Genomic DNA, 16,398 nt, shown 5'->3' with positions numbered 1-16,398 from the left:
AAAATGGCTTCGCCGGGAAAATCGGTTCTGGTCCTTGGCGGAGCCCGTTCGGGCAAGTCGTCCTATGCCGAGAAGATGGTTGCGTCCTCGGGGCTTCAACCGCTCTATCTGGCAACAGGACGCGCCTTCGACAAGGAAATGGAAAGCCGCATAACCATTCACCGCGACCGCCGTGGTTCAGAATGGCAGACGGTAGAGGAGCCGCTCGATCTCATTGGCACACTAACATTGCATGTTGCTGCGGATCGGTTCGTGCTGGTCGATTGTTTGACCCTGTGGCTGACCAATCTGATGATGGCCGAGCGCGATATAGCAACAGAGACGGCAAGTCTTGTTGCTATGCTGCCGGATCTTGCCGGGCCTGTTGTTTTTGTTTCGAACGAAGTTGGACTAGGGATCGTGCCGGAAAATCGCATGGCACGGGAATTTCGCGATCATGCAGGCTTTCTGCACCAGGCAGTGGCCGCGGTTGCGGATGAAGTTTATTTCATGGCGGCAGGGCTGCCGCTCAAGATGAAGGGATAAATCGATGCAGGGACAGAAAATTCCCGCAACAGTCATCACGGGTTTTCTCGGATCGGGCAAAACGACGATGATCCGCAACCTGCTGGAAAACGCTGACGGAAAACGCATCGCGTTGATTATCAATGAGTTCGGCGATCTCGGTGTCGATGGCGGTATTCTGAAAGGTTGCGGTATCGAAGCATGCCGTGAAGAAGATGTGATTGAACTCAATAATGGTTGCATCTGCTGCACCGTTGCCGATGATTTCATCCCGACCATGACCAAGCTTCTGGATCGCGCTGATCGTCCAGATCATATTGTGATCGAGACCTCCGGCCTGGCATTGCCGCAGCCACTCGTCGCCGCATTCAACTGGCCGGAAATCAAGACGCAGGTAACCGTCGACGGTGTGGTAACCGTGATTGATGCGGCAGCCGTTGCCGAAGGTCGTTTTGCCGATGACCTCGACAAGGTGGATGCACAGCGCGCAGCGGATGAATCTCTTGACCATGAAAGCCCCTTAGAGGAACTTTTTGAGGATCAGATTCATGCTGCCGATCTGATTGTTCTCAACAAAGCCGATCTGATTGACGCCTCGATGCTTGACGGCGTTAAGGCCGATGTGGCCGAGCGTTCGTCGCGCAGGGTGAATATGGTTCCTGCGAGCTTTGGCAAACTTGGAGCTGACGTTTTGCTCGGCCTTGGCGTTGGCACTGAAGACGACATCGCCAACCGCAAATCCCACCATGAAATCCATCATGCAGATGGACATGAGCACGATCATGACGAGTTCGAGAGCTTCGTAGTCGAAGCGGACTCTGTGGGCGATCCCAAGCTGTTCACGGAAAAGCTGAAAGCGGTCATTGCGGAACACGATATTCTTCGCCTGAAAGGCTTTGTCGATGTGCCGGGCAAGCCGATGCGTCTGGTCGTGCAGGCGGTCGGCCCACGCATCGAGCATTATTTCGACCGTCCATGGGGCAAGGATGAAGCGCGCTCCACGCGACTGGTCGTGATCGGGCTGCATGACATCGATGAAGCAGCCATCGCCAAGGCCGTGAAAGACGCTGTCTGACCGATGCATCTTCTTCTTGCCCAGAAAGGAACAATCAGCGACGGCAATGAAGCCGTCGATCTCGGCCAGACGCCGGGAGAAATATTGTTCCTTTCCGCAGCCGATACCGAACTGGCCAGTCTGGCGCAGGCACATAGACTTGCGCCGGATTTGCCAAGCTTGCGGCTGGCCAATTTCCTGAGCCTCACCCATCCCATGTCGGTGGACGCTTATGTGGAGCGTACTGCCAGATATGCGAGCCTTATCGTGGTGCGCATCATTGGCGGCGAGACATACTGGCCCTACGGGCTGGAAGCGCTGCATGCCTGTGCCGTCAGTCACGGTATCAAGATTGCCGTATTGCCGGGAGACGACAAGCCGGATCATGGGCTGGACCGGTTTTCGACGATCTCTGTCCACGAGCGAAATGAACTCTGGCAGTATCTGATCGAGGGCGGGGCTGCGAATACCGGTGCATTCCTTCGCTATTGCGCTGCGCTGATCGCAGGTTCCGAGAAGCCGGAAAGTGCAGCACCTCTGCTTAAGGCTGGTCTGTGGTGGCCGGGAGAGCATGTCTCCTCGCCAGACAGCATTCGCACGCATTGGAATGATGCAAAGGCACCTGTCGCGGGTATTATTTTTTATCGGGCGCTGGTGCAAAGCGGACAGACGCAGCCCGTCGATGCGCTGATTGCCGCTTTGCAGGCAAAAGGCCTCAATCCGCTTCCGATATTCGTTTCGAGCCTCAAGGATCGATTGTCTGCGGCGGTCGTCGACGGCCTGTTCGAGGATTGTCCGCCGGATATCGTTTTGAACGCCACGGGATTTGCAATTTCTTCGCCGGGGGCGGAGCGCAAGCCGACTGTCCTCGATAAGCGCGGCAATATGGTGTTGCAGGTGATTTTCTCCGGCACGCCGAAGGCGGTTTGGGAAAGCTCGCAGCAAGGGCTTCTGGCGCGCGATCTGGCGATGAATGTCGCTTTGCCCGAAGTGGACGGGCGTGTGCTTTCGCGTGCCGTGTCCTTCAAGTCTGCAAAGCAGTTTGATGCGGCAGTGGAAGCGAATATCGTGACACACGAGCCGCATGAAAACCGCGTGGGCTTTGTGGCGCAACTTGCTGCAAACTGGGTGTGTTTGAAGCGGAAATCACCTGATGAAAGACGTGTTGCGCTTATCCTCGCGAATTATCCGAACCGTGACGGACGGCTTGGAAACGGGGTAGGGCTCGATACGCCCGCCGGAACGGTCGAGGTACTCCACGCCATGGCGAAGGACGGTTATCCGGTCGCTGACCTGCCCGTGGACGGTGATGCATTGATGCGTGCCTTGACGGCAGGTCCGACCAACGCTGCGCGTGACGGGCGCGAGATACGCGAAACGATTTCACTGAATCAATACAAGGCTTTCTTCGAAAGACTTCCCATAGCGATTCAGAAGGAAATCGAAGGCCACTGGGGGGCGCCGGAAAATGACCCTTATTTTGCGCAGGAGCTTGTCGCTTTCGCATTGCCGTTGATGCGGCTGGGTGAAACCTTCGTGGGTATTCAGCCCGCACGCGGTTACAACATCGATCCGAAAGAGACTTATCACTCGCCTGATCTGGTGCCGCCGCACGGCTACATTGCATTCTACGCTTTTCTGCGTGAGGTCGCAGGTATCGATGCCATTGTGCATATGGGCAAGCATGGAAATCTGGAATGGCTGCCAGGGAAGGCGCTTGCGCTGTCCGAAAACTGCTATCCCGAAGCCGTGTTCGGTCCTACACCGCACATCTATCCTTTCATCGTGAATGATCCGGGCGAAGGCACGCAAGCCAAGCGTCGCGCCAGCGCGGTTATTATCGACCACCTGACGCCGCCGCTGACGCGCGCTGAAAGTTATGGGCCGCTGAAAGACCTTGAAGCGCTGGTGGACGAATATTACGAGGCCTCCGGCGTCGATCCGCGCCGCCTGCTGAGGCTGAAAGGGCAGATACTCGATCTCGTGCGCGACATCGGGCTTGATCGCGATGCAGGTATTCACGACCACGACGATGAAGACATGGCGCTGCAAAAGCTCGACGCCTATCTGTGCGATCTCAAGGAAATGCAAATCCGCGACGGTTTGCATATTTTCGGGCTGGCGCCTGAAGGCAGGCTGCTGACCGATCTTCTGGTTGCGTTGGCACGTGTGCCGCGTGGCGTGCCGGTGTCGCTTGGCGGTGCGCCGGGCGATCAAAGTCTCCAGCGTGCAATCGCCGCGGATTGCGGGCTTGGCGAAACATTCGATCCCCTTGACTGCAATATGGCAGAGGCGTGGACGGGTAATAAACCTGATCTCTTGCGGGCTGCGAGCCCTGCAACATGGCGTATTGCGGGCGATACGGTGGAGCGTATCGAATTGCTGGCAGCCAGCTTCGTTGCAGGCGCGATAGAGTGCCCCGCAGACTGGCCGCAGACGCAGGCGGTTCTCCAATCCATCGAGGGGCATCTGCGTCCCATGGTGGTTTCCTGCGGGCCTTCGGAGATAGATGGTTTTCTTGCGGCACTTGGCGGGCGGTTTGTGCCGCCGGGACCATCCGGTGCGCCAACGCGTGGCCGTCCCGATGTACTGCCAACCGGTCGGAATTTTTTCTCCACCGATAGTCGCGCCGTTCCCACTCCCGCAGCATGGGAACTTGGACGCAAATCTGCGGAACTCCTGATTACCCGTTACACGCAGGATCATGGTGAATGGCCGACATCGTTCGGCCTGACCGCATGGGGTACGTCGAATATGCGCACCGGCGGCGACGATATTGCGCAGGCCCTGGCGCTGATCGGTGTCAAGCCTGTCTGGGATATGGCGTCACGCCGGGTAACGGGATACGAAATTGTTCCGATTGCAAAGCTTGGCCGTCCACGGGTCGATGTGACATTGCGCATTTCCGGCTTTTTCCGCGACGCATTTCCAGAGCAGATTGCACTGTTCGACAAGGCCGTGCGCGCAGTCGGCGCTCTTGATGAGGATGCCGAAGACAATCCAATCGCAGCACGCATGCGGATTGAGCAGGCGCGCCTTGTTGCAGACGGAGCAGACGAAAAGACAGCAGAGCGCCGTGCGGGTTATCGTGTCTTCGGGTCCAAACCCGGCGCTTATGGCGCAGGCCTGCAGGCCCTGATCGATGAGAACGGCTGGGCCGGACGCAACGATCTGGCGGAAGCGTGGCTTGTCTGGGGCGGTTACGCCTATGGTGCAGGCGAGGAAGGGCAGGCAGAACGCGGTCTTCTTGAGGAGCGTCTGCGTTCGGTTCAGGCTGTTGTGCAAAATCAGGACAATCGTGAGCACGACCTTCTCGATAGCGATGACTACTACCAGTTCGAAGGTGGGATGGCTGCGACCGTTGAAAGCTTGAGCGGCGCAATGCCTTCGGTCTATCACAACGATCATTCCCGCCCGGAAAAGCCGGTGATCCGGGCACTGGAGGAAGAGCTTTCGCGCGTCGTACGTGGGCGCGCAGCCAATCCGAAGTGGATCGCAGGCGTCATGCGCCACGGCTATAAGGGGGCGGCAGAAATTGCGGCCACTGTCGACTATCTGTTTGCCTTTGCGGCGACCACCGGCAAGGTTGGAAACCATCATTTCGAGGCGGTCTATCAGGCTTATATCGCTGACAAGTCGGTGCATGATTTCATGGCCGAGAAAAACCCGGCAGCACTTGCCGAGACGGCAGCGAAACTCAACGATGCCATCGTGCGTGGTTTCTGGACGCCTCGCTCCAACTCTGCGCGGTTCGAGCTGGAAACATTGAGTTCAAATCTTCAAAAATTGAATCCGGAAAGGGCGGTAAATGGCTGAGAAATCGGAAAAACTTCTTTCGATGACGGAAGAGGAGCTGAATGCACGCCATGCGGACAAGATGCGCAAGAAAAAAGCTGCCCGCGATAAGATTCAGGCAACAAAGACTGAAGAGAAAGGGCTGGTGATCGTCCATACTGGCAAGGGCAAGGGCAAGTCGACCGCCGGTTTCGGGATGGTTTTCCGCGCGCTGGGCCATGGAATGAAGATCGGCGTGGTGCAGTTCGTCAAGGGCTCGTGGGACACGGGCGAGCGCTGGGTGCTCGAAAAATTCCCTGAACAGGTGACGATTTCAGCGCTGGGCGAAGGCTTTACGTGGGAAACACAGGATCGCACGCGAGACATCGCCATGGCACGTGGCGCATGGGAGCAAGCCAAGGCCATGATATTGGATGAAAGCTACGATATGGTGCTCTGCGACGAGCTTAATATCGTGCTTCGTTATGATTATCTGCCGGTCGAGGAAGTGATCGAAGTTCTCAGGGCCAAGCCGGAGATGAAGCATGTCATCATCACTGGCCGCAATGCCAAGGACGAGTTGATTGAAGCGGCTGACCTCGTGACCGAAATGGAGATGATAAAGCATCCATTCCGCTCCGGTGTGAAGGCACAGAAGGGCATTGAGTTCTAGTTTTTCTTTTGCGCATTATCCTGCGCAAACCGTTTCACACTTTTGCTGGAAATGCTTCAATGATAGCTAGTTGGCAATTCTGGGCACTGATGTCGGCAGTGTTTGCTGCACTGACGGCAATCTTCGCCAAGATAGGTATTCAAGGCATCAATTCGGATTTCGCCACGCTTGTGCGCACGCTGGTCATTATTGGTGCGCTGTGCCTGTTCTTGACTGTTACCGGCCAATGGCAGAAACCCGGCGAGATTTCCGGAAGATCGTGGCTGTTTCTGGTGCTTTCAGGTCTGGCGACCGGCGCGTCGTGGCTTGCCTATTTTCGGGCCTTGCAGATCGGGGATGCATCGCGCGTCGCGCCGATAGATAAATTGTCGGTTGTGCTGGTGGCACTGTTCGGCGCGGCATTCCTTGGCGAGCGCATGTCCACCATCAACTGGTTCGGTATTGTGTTGATCGGCTGTGGCGTGGTGCTGGTCGCGCTTCGGGTTTAGAGCGCATCCCGAAAAGTGTGAAACGGTTTTCGGAAAAGATGCGCGGCCCAAAACAAATATTTAGAGCGCTGATCTGATACAATCAGATCGAAACGCGCTCTAGAAGCCGACCCACTGGCGAAGTGGATTGGTTCCGTCCATCAGAAGGCGAACTGCCAGCGCCAGGCTGACAACGATCAAAAGCGGTTTGATGATGCGCGAGCCAACCTTCATGGCGAGGCTTGCGCCGATCTGTGCGCCAATGAACTGGGCGATGCCCATGCAGATGCCGATCTTCCAGTTGATGACTCCGACAGCGGCGAAGGTTGCAAAGCCGCCGATATTGGATGCGCAGTTGAGGAGCTTCGTGTGTGCGGTGGCTTTCAGCACGCCGAAACCGGCCAGTGCCACGAAAGCAAGCATGAAGAACGAACCAGTCCCGGGGCCGAAGAGACCGTCATAGAAACCGATCAGCGGAACAAGGGTGATACCGAATAGAAACGGGCCGATACGTCGCGCGCGGTCGACATCACCGAGGCTCGGCTTGACGGCAAAATAGACCGCAATCGCGATGAGCAGGATAGGCAGGGCTGCGCGCATGATGTCGACAGGGAGAACCGTTGCCAGCAAAGCGCCGAATACCGAGCCGATGAGGGAGGCAAGCGCTTCCGGCCAGTGTTGTTTGATGTCCACGTGCCCTTTGCGGGCATAGGCGATGGTTGCCGATGACGAACCGAATAGCCCCTGCAGCTTGTTCGTGCCCAGCGCTTCGACGGGTGGAATTCCGGCCAGCAGCAAGGCGGGGATTGTAATCATTCCGCCGCCGCCAGCGATGGAATCGATGATCCCGGCAATAAATGCCGCAGCCGTCAGGAGCAGGGTAAGCGTGTCAAAGAATTCAAGCATCGGGGGAGCCTAAAGGAGAGGTTGGCGCAACATAGAGCAGCCGTTCCGCGAATGCCAGTCGAACAAGGATAATCTGCGAAGAAAGCCAGTTCGTTGAGCGAGATTGTTTTCCGGCTCATCCGGCGTTATTCATTATACACTGACCGATAGCTTCGAGGGGTTCCATGAGCGAGAGCATTTTTGAGCGGATTACCGCTTTTCTCAGCAAGAAGAGCGCCGTGCAGCGTGTGGCCGACGATCCGGCGCTCGCTTCTGAATTACTTTTGCTATTGCATGTAGTGTTTGCCGATGGCGACCAGCATCCGGCTGAAATAGCCGCGTTCAAGGAAATTGCCGAAAAGAATTTCGGCATTCCGCCGGAAGAGCTTCCGGAAGTGGCCGAATATCTCAAGGATTTTGCCTACGAGACGACAACCAAGCAAGCAGCCAACATGTTGGCGGAGATGGCGCCCGAACGTCGTCTGGCACTGCTTAGTGACCTCGTAAAGATTGCATGTTCCGATAATCGGCTGGATCGTTCCGAGGCGACGATGATCCAGCGCATTGCCGATACGCTCGGCGTGAAGCCGGAAGAGTTGCACAAAGCGCGTCAGTCGTCGCCCTGTGGGTTCTAGAAACTTCAATACGGTCCTTGGTGTGGGCGGTTCGTTGGGCGTGACACTTGATGAGCTGGTGGTTTTGGCCAGCCAAGTGCTGTCACAAGGTTCCTGTTTACAGCCTGATGCCATAGCGACCCTGAGCACCAAGCGCGGCGAGCCGGTCTGGACCGAGCTTGCGGCGCATTTTGAGTGTGCACTTTGTTTCTTCGATGCTGAGCGGCTGGAAAAGGAAACTCCGCGTCTTAACAATCCATCTGAAGCTGTTTTTCGTTCTGTGGGATGTCATGGTGTAGCCGAAGCGGCGGCGCTAGCGGCGACCGGAGCGAATGGTTTTCTTGCAGTCGGAAAAACCGTATCAGGCCGGGCAACCGCTGCTTTGGCTGTCGCCCGGAGCTGACTTCGGATTATGCGGTATTGGTCTTACGTCGCTGAACAATGTAGGCCACGAGCGTAGCGACCGAGAGCAGAGCTGCGGTCGCTACAATCACGGCAACATAAGCATTTTCAAAAGCTGTCGATGCCAATGCTGTCAGGAGTTGTGCGTCGGCTGGCGGTAGCGATTGAGCCGCCAGAAGTGCTTCGTCCAGACTGTCGCGTACGATTGCCGGAATGCCTGCACCTTCGGGAATTACAAGGCTTGCCGTATAGAAGACTGACAAGATGCTTCCGAAAACCGTGACCCCAAGGGCGTTGCCGAGTTCATAGGAAACTTCCTCAACCGAAGCCGCCATGCCTGCCTTTTCAGCAGGGGCATTGGTCATGATCGCGGACGACGCACCTGTCATCGCTGCACCGACGCCGAAACCCAGAATTGCAAGCCCGGCCAGATAGAATGACGCTGAAGTTTTATAGGTCAGGATATAGATAATCACGCCAAGCGCCGTGATCCCCAGCGACGACCACAGGAGTTTGCCCGCACCAAGTCGCGGCAGCATGATGCCAGCGAGCGGACCTGCAACGAAGGCAGCCAGAGGAATAGGCAAGATCGACAATCCGGCATGCAAGGGTGTCATGCCTTCAATCAGTTGCATGCGCTGGCTGAAGACGAGTTCCATCCCCGTCATTGAACCGGACGCCACGAGAGCTGCGAAAACCCCCGTCGAAAACAACCTGTTGCTGAACAGGGAGAAGTCGATCAACGGGGCTTTGCTTGTGAGCTGCCTGCGCACAAAGACGAATGACGCAACCAATCCGACAGCCAGGGCGGTCGCGAATATGGTCATTGATGCATCGCGCTTTGCAAGCTCCTTCGCGGCATAGGTGAGTGCAATCAATCCGATCATGATCTGGATCGAGCCAATCAGGTCCCATTTGCGTTTTGAACCAAGCGGACGGTTTTCGAGTGTGAAGACGGAGAGTGCCAGCGCGACCAGCACGACGGGCACATTGATGAGAAACACCGATCCCCACCAGAAGTATTCGAGCAGAATGCCGCCCGCCACCGGGCCGATAGCGGCACCGCCTGATGCAATAGCCGCCCATATGCCGATCGCCAGCGAGCGTTCCTTGTCATCGGTGAATGTCAGCCGGATGATGGAGAGCGTCGCGGGCATCATCATGGCTGCACCGCAAGCGAGAAATGCGCGGGCGGCAATAAGGAATTCGGGGTTGGGCGAGTAAGCCGCGCAGAAGGAGGCAAGCCCGAAGACTGCCAGTCCAGACATGAACATGCGCTTGTGGCCGACCTTGTCGCCGAGCGTGCCGAGGCCGGGCAGGAGACCTGCGACGACGAGCGGATAGATGTTCATGATCCAGAGCTTTTCCGAAGCGCTGGCTGCCAGATCGTGAGTAAGGCGGGGCAGCGCCGTGTAAAGCACCGTCATGTCCACGACGATCAGGAACAACGCGCTGGAAACTATAGTCAGAACCAGCCAGCGATTTTTCGGCAACATTGGATAGCACCTTTTCAATACGCCTGTATTCAAACTTGCGAGGAGGGCTCACTTAATATAAATCCGTCTGTATGGAAAGTAATAATTTGTACAAAATGGGCAGGCCGCGTTCAATCGACCGCGACCATGTGCTCGATATGGCTGAAAAGCTCGTCGCTGAAGGTGGGCTGGCGGCCCTGACGATGGACGCCGTCGCACAGGCTTCCGGTGTGACCAAGGGAGGCGTTCAGTATTGCTTCGGCAATAAGGACGGACTTTTGAAAGCGATGATCGGGCGGTGGGGTGACCGTTTCGACGCACAGGTCGACAAGAAAAAGCAGGGCCGGATGGACGCGCTTTCTCATATCGCGGCCCATATTCGTGTGACCCGCGAAAGCGATGCCGAAGATGACTCGCGCTTTGCGGCCATGATGACCAGTCTCATTCCCAATACCGAGTATCTGGATGAAACCCGTCTCTGGTATCGCAAGCAATGGGATGGACTTGATGTCTCTACGCCGGAAGGATGCAAGGCTCGGCTGGCCTTTATAGCCAACGAAGGCGCCTTCCTGCTGCGCAGTTTCAATTTCTTCGAACTGACGGACGAAGAATGGCAGTCGATCTTCAACGATATCGAAGAGCTTTTGCCGGAAACGGATTGACTTTCCACGTCATGGAAAGTCAAGTCCGCGGTTCAGGAAGGGAAAATCGTGACTGTTCATTTCATTGGAGCCGGTCCCGGCGCGGCGGACCTTATCACCGTGCGCGGTCTGCGCCTGATCGAGCAATGTCCTGTCTGTATCTATGCAGGATCGCTGGTACCGAAAGAGATTGTTGCCGGAGCGCCGAAGGATGCGCGTCTAGTCGACAGTTCATCGCTGACCCTTGATGAGATCATTGCTGAAATGGAAGCCGCACATGCGCAAGGTTTCGACGTTGCGCGAGTGCATTCCGGCGATCCGTCGATCTATGGCGCGATGGCCGAACAGATGCGCCGTCTGGACAGCCTCGGCATCCCTTATGACGTGACGCCAGGTGTGCCTGCTTTTGCGGCGGCTGCCGCTGCCATGAAACAGGAACTGACCATTCCGGAGATCAATCAGACCATCATCCTGACCCGCACCTCGATGAAATCGTCTGCCATGCCTGAAGGCGAAGACCTTTCCACGCTCGGGCGGTCGGGGGCGACGCTGGTGATTCATCTTTCCATCCGAAACCTCAGCAAAATCGAGGCCGATCTGACACCTCTTTACGGTGCTGATTGTCCGGTGGTTATCGCCTATCGCGTTGGATGGCCTGACGAACAGATTCTACGCGGTACGTTGTCGGATATAGCGGAGAAGGTGGCCGCATCCGGGTTGAAACGCACAGCAATGATTTTTGTCGGGCGCGGACTGGACACTAAAAACTTTCGCGATTCAGCGCTTTATCATGAAGCGCATAGCCACGTGGCGCGTTCAAAAGCCTAGCGCCGCGCGGGCGAATATGATTGCATCTTCTGGCGAGGCGACGATATTTTTGGCCACAACCGGTGGACGGGAAATCATCATGACCGGGAGTCCAAGCGTGCGGGCAGCTTCGATTTTTGCATAGGAAATGGTGCCGCCTGAATTGCGGCTGACGATCAGCCCGATCCGGCGGCTTTCCAGGAAATGCTTTTCCGCAGTGTAGTCGCCGGGTCTTGCCAGAACGATCTCGCAATCCTGTGGCAACGCCACGTCCGGCGGATCGATCATGCGAATGATGAAATGAACATCGGCACGCTTCGCAAAAGGGGCGATATGCTGGCGACCGAGGGCCAGAAACACGCGCTCGCCGGATGGGATGGCGCTCGCCGCTTCTGCTTCATCGGAAATATAGATCCAATGATCTCCCGGCTTTTCCTCCCAGGCGGGGCGCTCCAGCCTCACCAATGGTATGCCGCGCTTGCTTGCCGCCTGAGCCGCATTTTGCGAGATGCGTGCAGCATAGGGATGGGTCGCATCGATAATGAGATTGATCCCTTCGCTATCGAGATAGGCGGCAAGGCCGTCAATGCCTCCGAAGCCGCCGCTTCGAACTGTTCCGGTCAGTTCGGCCGGATTGCTGGTGCGTCCGGCAAGCGAGGTAATGGCATTGACGGGCAGCTCCGCAAAGGCTGTTGCAAGTGCGGCTGCCTCGGTCGTTCCACCGAGAATGAGTATCCTGGGGTCAGACGCGCGCAAGGATATTTCCACTGCGGTCGGTCACGATAATCTCGACTTCCACAGGCGCGCCGCGAAGGGTTTCGAGCGCTGTTTCCTTTGCCTTGAGCGCGATTGGCGTGGCTATGTCGACGCCAATTGATCGAGTCAGTTCAAGCACTTCCAGGGCAGTGTTCGCAAAGAGAATCTGATCCTTCATGCTTTCCGGCGCACCAGCCTTTTCGGCGATGGCCCAGAGGAAGCTTTTATCCACTTGCGACCGTGAAGAATGAAGATCGAGCGCACCTTGCGCAAGCTTTGTCAGCTTGGCAAAGCCGCCTGCAATCGTGAGTTTGTCGATGGGGTGGTCACGCAGATATTTGAGCACACCGCCTGCGAAATCGCCCATGTCGAGAATGGCAAAATCCGGCAGATCATAGAGCGCCTGCGCGGCATCCTCGGACGTCGAACCGGTCGCCCCGAGGACGTGTTTTTGACCGGCAGCGCGCGCAACATCGATGCCGCGATGGATCGAATGAATCCAGGCCGAGCAGGAAAACGGATGAACCACACCCGTGGTGCCGAGAATGGAAATGCCGCCGACGATACCGAGGCGCGGGTTCCAGGTCTTCTTGGCAATCTCTTCGCCGCCAGGCACCGATATCGTAATGACGAGATCGGCGGGCAGGCCATATTCCGCGCAAATCTGCTCGCAGATTTCTGTCATCATGCGGCGCGGAACCGGATTGATGGCAGCTTCGCCCGGAGGAATTTGCAAGCCGGGCCGCGTAACTGTTCCAACCCCTTCGCCGGCGCGAAAGACGATGCCGGTTCCAGGCGGGGCGGGGAATACCGTTGAGATGATCGTGGCGCCATGGGTCACGTCGGGATCGTCGCCAGCATCCTTGACGATGCCTGCCATCGCATAGCCTTCGCCCAGTCCCTCATAGGCGAGCTGGAAATAAGGCACTTCGCCTTTGGGCAGAATTATGCCGACAGGGTCGGGAAATTCTCCGGTAATGAGCGCTGTCAATGCGGCCTTGGTGGCAGCGGTTGCGCAGGCGCCAGTGGTCCAGCCGCGGCGAAGCTCGGCTTTATCCTGACTTTTATTCGTTGGAGCGGTTTCGTCATTCATGGACGCCTTATAATGTATCTGATAGCTGTGCCGCTAGTGGATCAATGTGGTTGACGAGAATGAACAAGGCTGAAGAAACGGCAGCATGTGTCATTGCGAGGAGCAAAGTGACCTTGCCTGCGATGGAATCCGGCCATGTCTGGCTCGTTGGGGCCGGGCCGGGAGATCCCGGCCTTTTGACGCTTCATGCCGTCAATGCTCTGCAGCAGGCGGAAGTCATCGTTTATGACGCGCTGGTGGATGATTCCTGTCTTTCTCTCAAGAATGCGGATGCTGTTCTGGAATATGCAGGCAAACGCGGCGGTAAGCCGTCGCCGAAACAGCGCGATATATCCCTGCGGCTTGTTGAACTTGCGAAACAGGGCAAGAAGGTGCTTCGCCTGAAAGGCGGCGATCCGTTTGTTTTCGGACGGGGAGCAGAAGAGGCGCTGACCTTGGTGGAACATGGTGTTCCGTTCCGCATCGTTCCCGGAGTGACCGCAGGAATCGGCGGCCTTGCCTATGCAGGCATTGCAGCCACCCATCGCGATATCAATCAATCGGTGACGTTTTTGACCGGTCACGATGCCAGCGGGTCGATGCCCGACGGGATCAACTGGACCGGCATTGCCAGTTCCGCGCCGGTTATCGTCATGTATATGGCGATGAAACACATAGACCTCATCGCCAGGCGGCTGATCGAGGCTGGGCGTTCGCCGGATGAGCCTGTCGCCTTCGTGTGTAATGCAAGCCTCCCCAACCAGACGGTGCTTGAAACGACATTGGCGCGGGCTGCGAAAGATGTTGAAGCGGCGGGGCTGAACCCGCCTGCAATTGTGGTCGTAGGTGAAGTGGTTCGTCTGCGCGCCGGGCTCGATTGGATGGGTGCGTTGAACGGTAAAATCCTGTCCAGCGATCCGCTTGCCAGACGAAATCAAAGTGAGGGAGCGCGAAGCGCATGAAGGGGTTCATGATAGCAGCGCCAGCTTCCGGGTCTGGCAAGACAACGGTAACGCTGGGTTTGCTGCGCGCCTTGAAGCGGCAGGGAGAAGCGCTTGCGCCGGTGAAGGTCGGTCCCGACTATATCGACCCTGCCTACCACAAGGCTGCAAGCGGGGTGGATTGCTTCAATCTGGACCCTTGGGCGATGCGCCCTGAACTTATCAGTGCACTGTCCTCCCGCATGACGGAAAGTGGTGCCAAGCTATTGGTTGCCGAGGGCATGATGGGGCTCTTTGACGGAGCGATGGACGGCAAGGGTTCATCTGCCGATCTTGCCCGGCTTCTCGATCTGCCGGTGGTGCTGGTGGTGGATTGTGCGCGGCAATCACATTCCATTGCCGCTCTTGTCTGGGGTTTCAGCCAGTTTCGCAAGGATGTGCTGATTGCGGGAATCATCCTCAATCGCGTTGGCAGCTCCCGGCATGAGGCTATGTTGCGCGGCGCATTGGAGCCGCTCCGTATTCCGGTTCTTGGTGCATTGCCCCGCGATACTGCTCTTTCCTTGCCGGAAAGGCACCTGGGGCTGGTGCAGGCGGGCGAGCACTCTGATCTTGAGAGCTTTCTCGAACACGCTGCAGATGCAATGGAAACGCATATCGATCTGGTCGCGCTGCAGACGATCTGGTCGCGACCGAAGCGCTTCGATGCGATGGCCAATGTGCCGCGCCTGAAGCCGCTGGGCAACCACATTGCCGTTGCCCGCGATGACGCATTTGCCTTTGCCTATGCGCATTTGTTTGAAGGCTGGCGCAGGCGAGGGGCGGAGATTTCATTCTTCTCACCGCTCGGCGATGAGTCTCCGAGACAGGATGCCGACGCGATCTATCTGCCGGGCGGTTATCCTGAATTGCACGCAGGGCGTTTGGCGCAGGCCGGACGTTTTCAGGCGGGCATACGCGAAGCTGCAGCCCGTGGGATAACAGTTTACGGCGAATGCGGCGGCTACATGGTTCTCGGCGAGAGCTTGCAGGATGCAGAGGGGGTTGCCCACCCTATGCTGGGTCTTCTGCCGCTTGAGACGAGCTTTGCGAAAAGAAAATTGCATCTCGGCTACCGCGTGCTGGAACCGCTTGCAGGCTCTCCCTGGACGGAGCCACTGAAAGCGCATGAGTTCCACTATGCCAGCATCGTGCGTGAGGGAAAGGCTGATCGTCTTTTCCGTGCACGTGATGCCGTCGGCGATGATGTTGGTGAGGTGGGCCTGCGGGTCGGTTCTGTTTCAGGCTCGTTCATGCATGTCATCGATTTTTGCGGAGAGAAAGCTTGAGTGCAGAAATCGAGCATGGAGGTGCTCTCGACAAGGCCGTCGCGCGTTTTGGCGGCAGGCTGCAAGATTGGCTCGACCTTTCGACGGGCATCAATCCCGAGCATTTTCCACTTCCCGAACTGACACCGGCAATCTGGAACCGCCTGCCGGATGAAGGGTTGCTGCAAGAAACGCTGCGACTGGCTCGCATCTATTATCGGCTGAACGAGAAAGCATCAATTGTTGCAGCGCCCGGCACGCAGGCTCTGATTCAGCTCGTTCCGACGCTGGCTGCCCCGTCGACGGTTGCAGTCCTCGGGCCTACTTATCAGGAGCACGCGGCCTCATTTTCCGCTTCCGGCTGGAAGGTTGTGCAATGCGCGACGATTGACGATATTCCAGACGAGGCGACTGCGGCAGTCATCGTTAACCCGAACAATCCCGACGGTCGTGTGATTTCGAAAGAGGCTCTCCTGCATCTTTCGCAAAAGCTCGGTGCTCGCGGCGGGTTTCTGGTTGTTGACGAGGCTTTCGCCGATGCACATGAGGCCGTCAGCGTCGCGGCAAATGCGGAAGATGCATCGATGATCGTGCTGAAATCCTTCGGCAAGTTCTTCGGTCTTGCTGGCATTCGGTTGGGCTTTGCAATTGCAGGCGCTCGTTTCGTTGAGACATTGGAGCGGCGGCTAGGACCATGGGCGGTTTCCGGCCCGGCGCTGGCAATCGCCAATCACGCTTTCAGCAATGCCGGAACGCTTGCGGATTATCGCGCCCGCATCGACCTGCGGCGGCTGGAATTGTCGGCTGTTCTGGGAAAAAACGGTCTGAAGGAAATTGGCGGAACGGCGCTGTTTTCTCTCGTTGAACACGCGGATTCGCTGGGGATTTATACCAGATTGTGCGAGAGACATATTCTGGTCCGGAAGTTCGATTACGCCCCGCGCTGGTTGCGCATTGGTTTGCCTTTGGATGATGTGGCGCTTGCGCGGTTTGAAAAGGCGTTGAAATTTTGATTCAGTTTTTCTG

General features: G+C 57.0%; 16 protein-coding genes. 12 read left to right on the top strand and 4 right to left on the bottom strand.

What is annotated here, in order from left to right; translation table 11 throughout:
* The first annotated feature begins 3 nt into the window (after positions 1-3).
* The 5 genes from cobU to F9K91_RS11565 are packed head-to-tail and all read left to right on the top strand — an operon-like array spanning position 4 to position 6,493.
* Positions 4-525: a bifunctional adenosylcobinamide kinase/adenosylcobinamide-phosphate guanylyltransferase gene (gene cobU, locus F9K91_RS11585; protein ID WP_151677883.1), complete on the top strand. Its 522-nt coding sequence runs from the start codon at positions 4-6 to the stop codon at positions 523-525.
* A gap of 4 nt (positions 526-529) precedes the next feature.
* Positions 530-1,579: a cobalamin biosynthesis protein CobW gene (gene cobW / locus F9K91_RS11580; RefSeq protein WP_151677841.1), complete on the top strand. Its 1,050-nt coding sequence runs from the start codon at positions 530-532 to the stop codon at positions 1,577-1,579.
* Positions 1,580-1,582: 3 nt separating this feature from the next.
* Positions 1,583-5,374: a cobaltochelatase subunit CobN gene (cobN, locus tag F9K91_RS11575; protein WP_151677840.1), complete on the top strand. Its 3,792-nt coding sequence runs from the start codon at positions 1,583-1,585 to the stop codon at positions 5,372-5,374.
* The gene (gene cobO / locus F9K91_RS11570) at positions 5,367-6,005 is read left to right on the top strand and encodes a cob(I)yrinic acid a,c-diamide adenosyltransferase (protein ID WP_151555735.1); all 639 of its coding nucleotides are present in this window, start codon (positions 5,367-5,369) and stop codon (positions 6,003-6,005) included. The genes cobN and cobO overlap by 8 nt, the downstream gene beginning before the upstream one ends.
* Before the next feature lie 59 nt (positions 6,006-6,064).
* Positions 6,065-6,493 (top strand): EamA family transporter, encoded by a 429-nt coding sequence (locus tag F9K91_RS11565; protein ID WP_151555736.1) that lies wholly within the window; start codon positions 6,065-6,067, stop codon positions 6,491-6,493.
* A 99-nt stretch (positions 6,494-6,592) separates the two neighbouring features.
* On the opposite strand, the gene F9K91_RS11560 is transcribed toward F9K91_RS11565, so the two are convergent.
* Positions 6,593-7,378, bottom strand: coding sequence for a TSUP family transporter (locus tag F9K91_RS11560; protein ID WP_061346102.1), 786 nt, complete (start codon positions 7,376-7,378; stop codon positions 6,593-6,595).
* Between the two features lie 164 nt (positions 7,379-7,542).
* On the opposite strand from F9K91_RS11560, the gene F9K91_RS11555 reads away from it, so the two are divergent.
* Both F9K91_RS11555 and F9K91_RS11550 read left to right on the top strand, forming a co-directional pair.
* Positions 7,543-7,992: a tellurite resistance TerB family protein gene (locus tag F9K91_RS11555; protein ID WP_061346103.1), complete on the top strand. Its 450-nt coding sequence runs from the start codon at positions 7,543-7,545 to the stop codon at positions 7,990-7,992.
* The gene (locus F9K91_RS11550) at positions 7,982-8,374 is read left to right on the top strand and encodes a cobalamin biosynthesis protein (RefSeq protein ID WP_151677839.1); all 393 of its coding nucleotides are present in this window, start codon (positions 7,982-7,984) and stop codon (positions 8,372-8,374) included. Before F9K91_RS11555 ends, F9K91_RS11550 begins: the two co-directional genes overlap by 11 nt.
* A 7-nt stretch (positions 8,375-8,381) precedes the next feature.
* Here F9K91_RS11550 and F9K91_RS11545 read toward each other — a convergent pair whose 3' ends face one another.
* Complete coding sequence (locus F9K91_RS11545) at positions 8,382-9,869, bottom strand: MFS transporter (RefSeq protein WP_151677838.1); 1,488 nt, start codon at positions 9,867-9,869, stop codon at positions 8,382-8,384.
* A 95-nt stretch (positions 9,870-9,964) separates the two neighbouring features.
* Here F9K91_RS11545 and F9K91_RS11540 point away from each other — a divergent pair, with 95 nt between their 5' ends.
* Both F9K91_RS11540 and cobM read left to right on the top strand, forming a co-directional pair.
* Positions 9,965-10,510, top strand: coding sequence for a TetR/AcrR family transcriptional regulator (locus tag F9K91_RS11540; RefSeq protein ID WP_235912927.1), 546 nt, complete (start codon positions 9,965-9,967; stop codon positions 10,508-10,510).
* Positions 10,511-10,558: 48 nt separating this feature from the next.
* Positions 10,559-11,317 (top strand): precorrin-4 C(11)-methyltransferase, encoded by a 759-nt coding sequence (cobM, locus tag F9K91_RS11535; protein WP_151677836.1) that lies wholly within the window; start codon positions 10,559-10,561, stop codon positions 11,315-11,317.
* On the opposite strand, the gene F9K91_RS11530 is transcribed toward cobM, so the two are convergent.
* Both F9K91_RS11530 and F9K91_RS11525 read right to left on the bottom strand, forming a co-directional pair.
* Positions 11,306-12,052: a cobalt-precorrin-6A reductase gene (locus F9K91_RS11530; RefSeq protein ID WP_151677835.1), complete on the bottom strand. Its 747-nt coding sequence runs from the start codon at positions 12,050-12,052 to the stop codon at positions 11,306-11,308. The genes cobM and F9K91_RS11530 overlap by 12 nt on opposite strands.
* Entirely contained in the window at positions 12,039-13,145 is a 1,107-nt protein-coding gene (locus tag F9K91_RS11525; protein ID WP_151677834.1) for a cobalt-precorrin-5B (C(1))-methyltransferase, read from the bottom strand. The genes F9K91_RS11530 and F9K91_RS11525 overlap by 14 nt, the downstream gene beginning before the upstream one ends.
* Positions 13,146-13,204: 59 nt before the next feature.
* Here F9K91_RS11525 and cobA point away from each other — a divergent pair, with 59 nt between their 5' ends.
* Genes cobA through cobD form a run of 3 tightly spaced genes read left to right on the top strand, consistent with a single transcriptional unit; the run spans position 13,205 to position 16,385 of the window.
* Positions 13,205-14,086: a uroporphyrinogen-III C-methyltransferase gene (cobA, locus tag F9K91_RS11520; RefSeq protein WP_151677833.1), complete on the top strand. Its 882-nt coding sequence runs from the start codon at positions 13,205-13,207 to the stop codon at positions 14,084-14,086.
* On the top strand, positions 14,083-15,393 hold the full coding sequence (locus F9K91_RS11515; RefSeq protein WP_151677832.1) for a cobyrinate a,c-diamide synthase: 1,311 nt from the start codon (positions 14,083-14,085) through the stop codon (positions 15,391-15,393). Before cobA ends, F9K91_RS11515 begins: the two co-directional genes overlap by 4 nt.
* The gene (gene cobD, locus F9K91_RS11510; protein WP_151677831.1) at positions 15,390-16,385 is read left to right on the top strand and encodes a threonine-phosphate decarboxylase CobD; all 996 of its coding nucleotides are present in this window, start codon (positions 15,390-15,392) and stop codon (positions 16,383-16,385) included. The genes F9K91_RS11515 and cobD overlap by 4 nt, the downstream gene beginning before the upstream one ends.
* Positions 16,386-16,398 lie beyond the last annotated feature (13 nt).

The sequence above is a fragment of the Brucella tritici genome (assembly GCF_008932295.1).
Lineage (GTDB): Bacteria > Pseudomonadota > Alphaproteobacteria > Rhizobiales > Rhizobiaceae > Brucella > Brucella tritici.
The sequence above is the reverse complement of the archived record's forward strand: the minus strand, read 5'-3'. Positions and strand labels throughout refer to the sequence as shown.

Coding starts and splice junctions, on each gene's coding strand:
- cobU (WP_151677883.1), top strand. CDS start 4: ATGGCTTCGCCGGGAAAATCGGTTCTGGTCCTTGGCGGAGCCCGTTCG.
- cobW (WP_151677841.1), top strand. CDS start 530: ATGCAGGGACAGAAAATTCCCGCAACAGTCATCACGGGTTTTCTCGGA.
- cobN (WP_151677840.1), top strand. CDS start 1,583: ATGCATCTTCTTCTTGCCCAGAAAGGAACAATCAGCGACGGCAATGAA.
- cobO (WP_151555735.1), top strand. CDS start 5,367: ATGGCTGAGAAATCGGAAAAACTTCTTTCGATGACGGAAGAGGAGCTG.
- F9K91_RS11565 (WP_151555736.1), top strand. CDS start 6,065: ATGATAGCTAGTTGGCAATTCTGGGCACTGATGTCGGCAGTGTTTGCT.
- F9K91_RS11560 (WP_061346102.1), bottom strand. CDS start 7,378: ATGCTTGAATTCTTTGACACGCTTACCCTGCTCCTGACGGCTGCGGCA.
- F9K91_RS11555 (WP_061346103.1), top strand. CDS start 7,543: ATGAGCGAGAGCATTTTTGAGCGGATTACCGCTTTTCTCAGCAAGAAG.
- F9K91_RS11545 (WP_151677838.1), bottom strand. CDS start 9,869: ATGTTGCCGAAAAATCGCTGGCTGGTTCTGACTATAGTTTCCAGCGCG.
- F9K91_RS11540 (WP_235912927.1), top strand. CDS start 9,965: ATGGGCAGGCCGCGTTCAATCGACCGCGACCATGTGCTCGATATGGCT.
- F9K91_RS11525 (WP_151677834.1), bottom strand. CDS start 13,145: ATGAATGACGAAACCGCTCCAACGAATAAAAGTCAGGATAAAGCCGAG.
- cobA (WP_151677833.1), top strand. CDS start 13,205: ATGAACAAGGCTGAAGAAACGGCAGCATGTGTCATTGCGAGGAGCAAA.
- F9K91_RS11515 (WP_151677832.1), top strand. CDS start 14,083: ATGAAGGGGTTCATGATAGCAGCGCCAGCTTCCGGGTCTGGCAAGACA.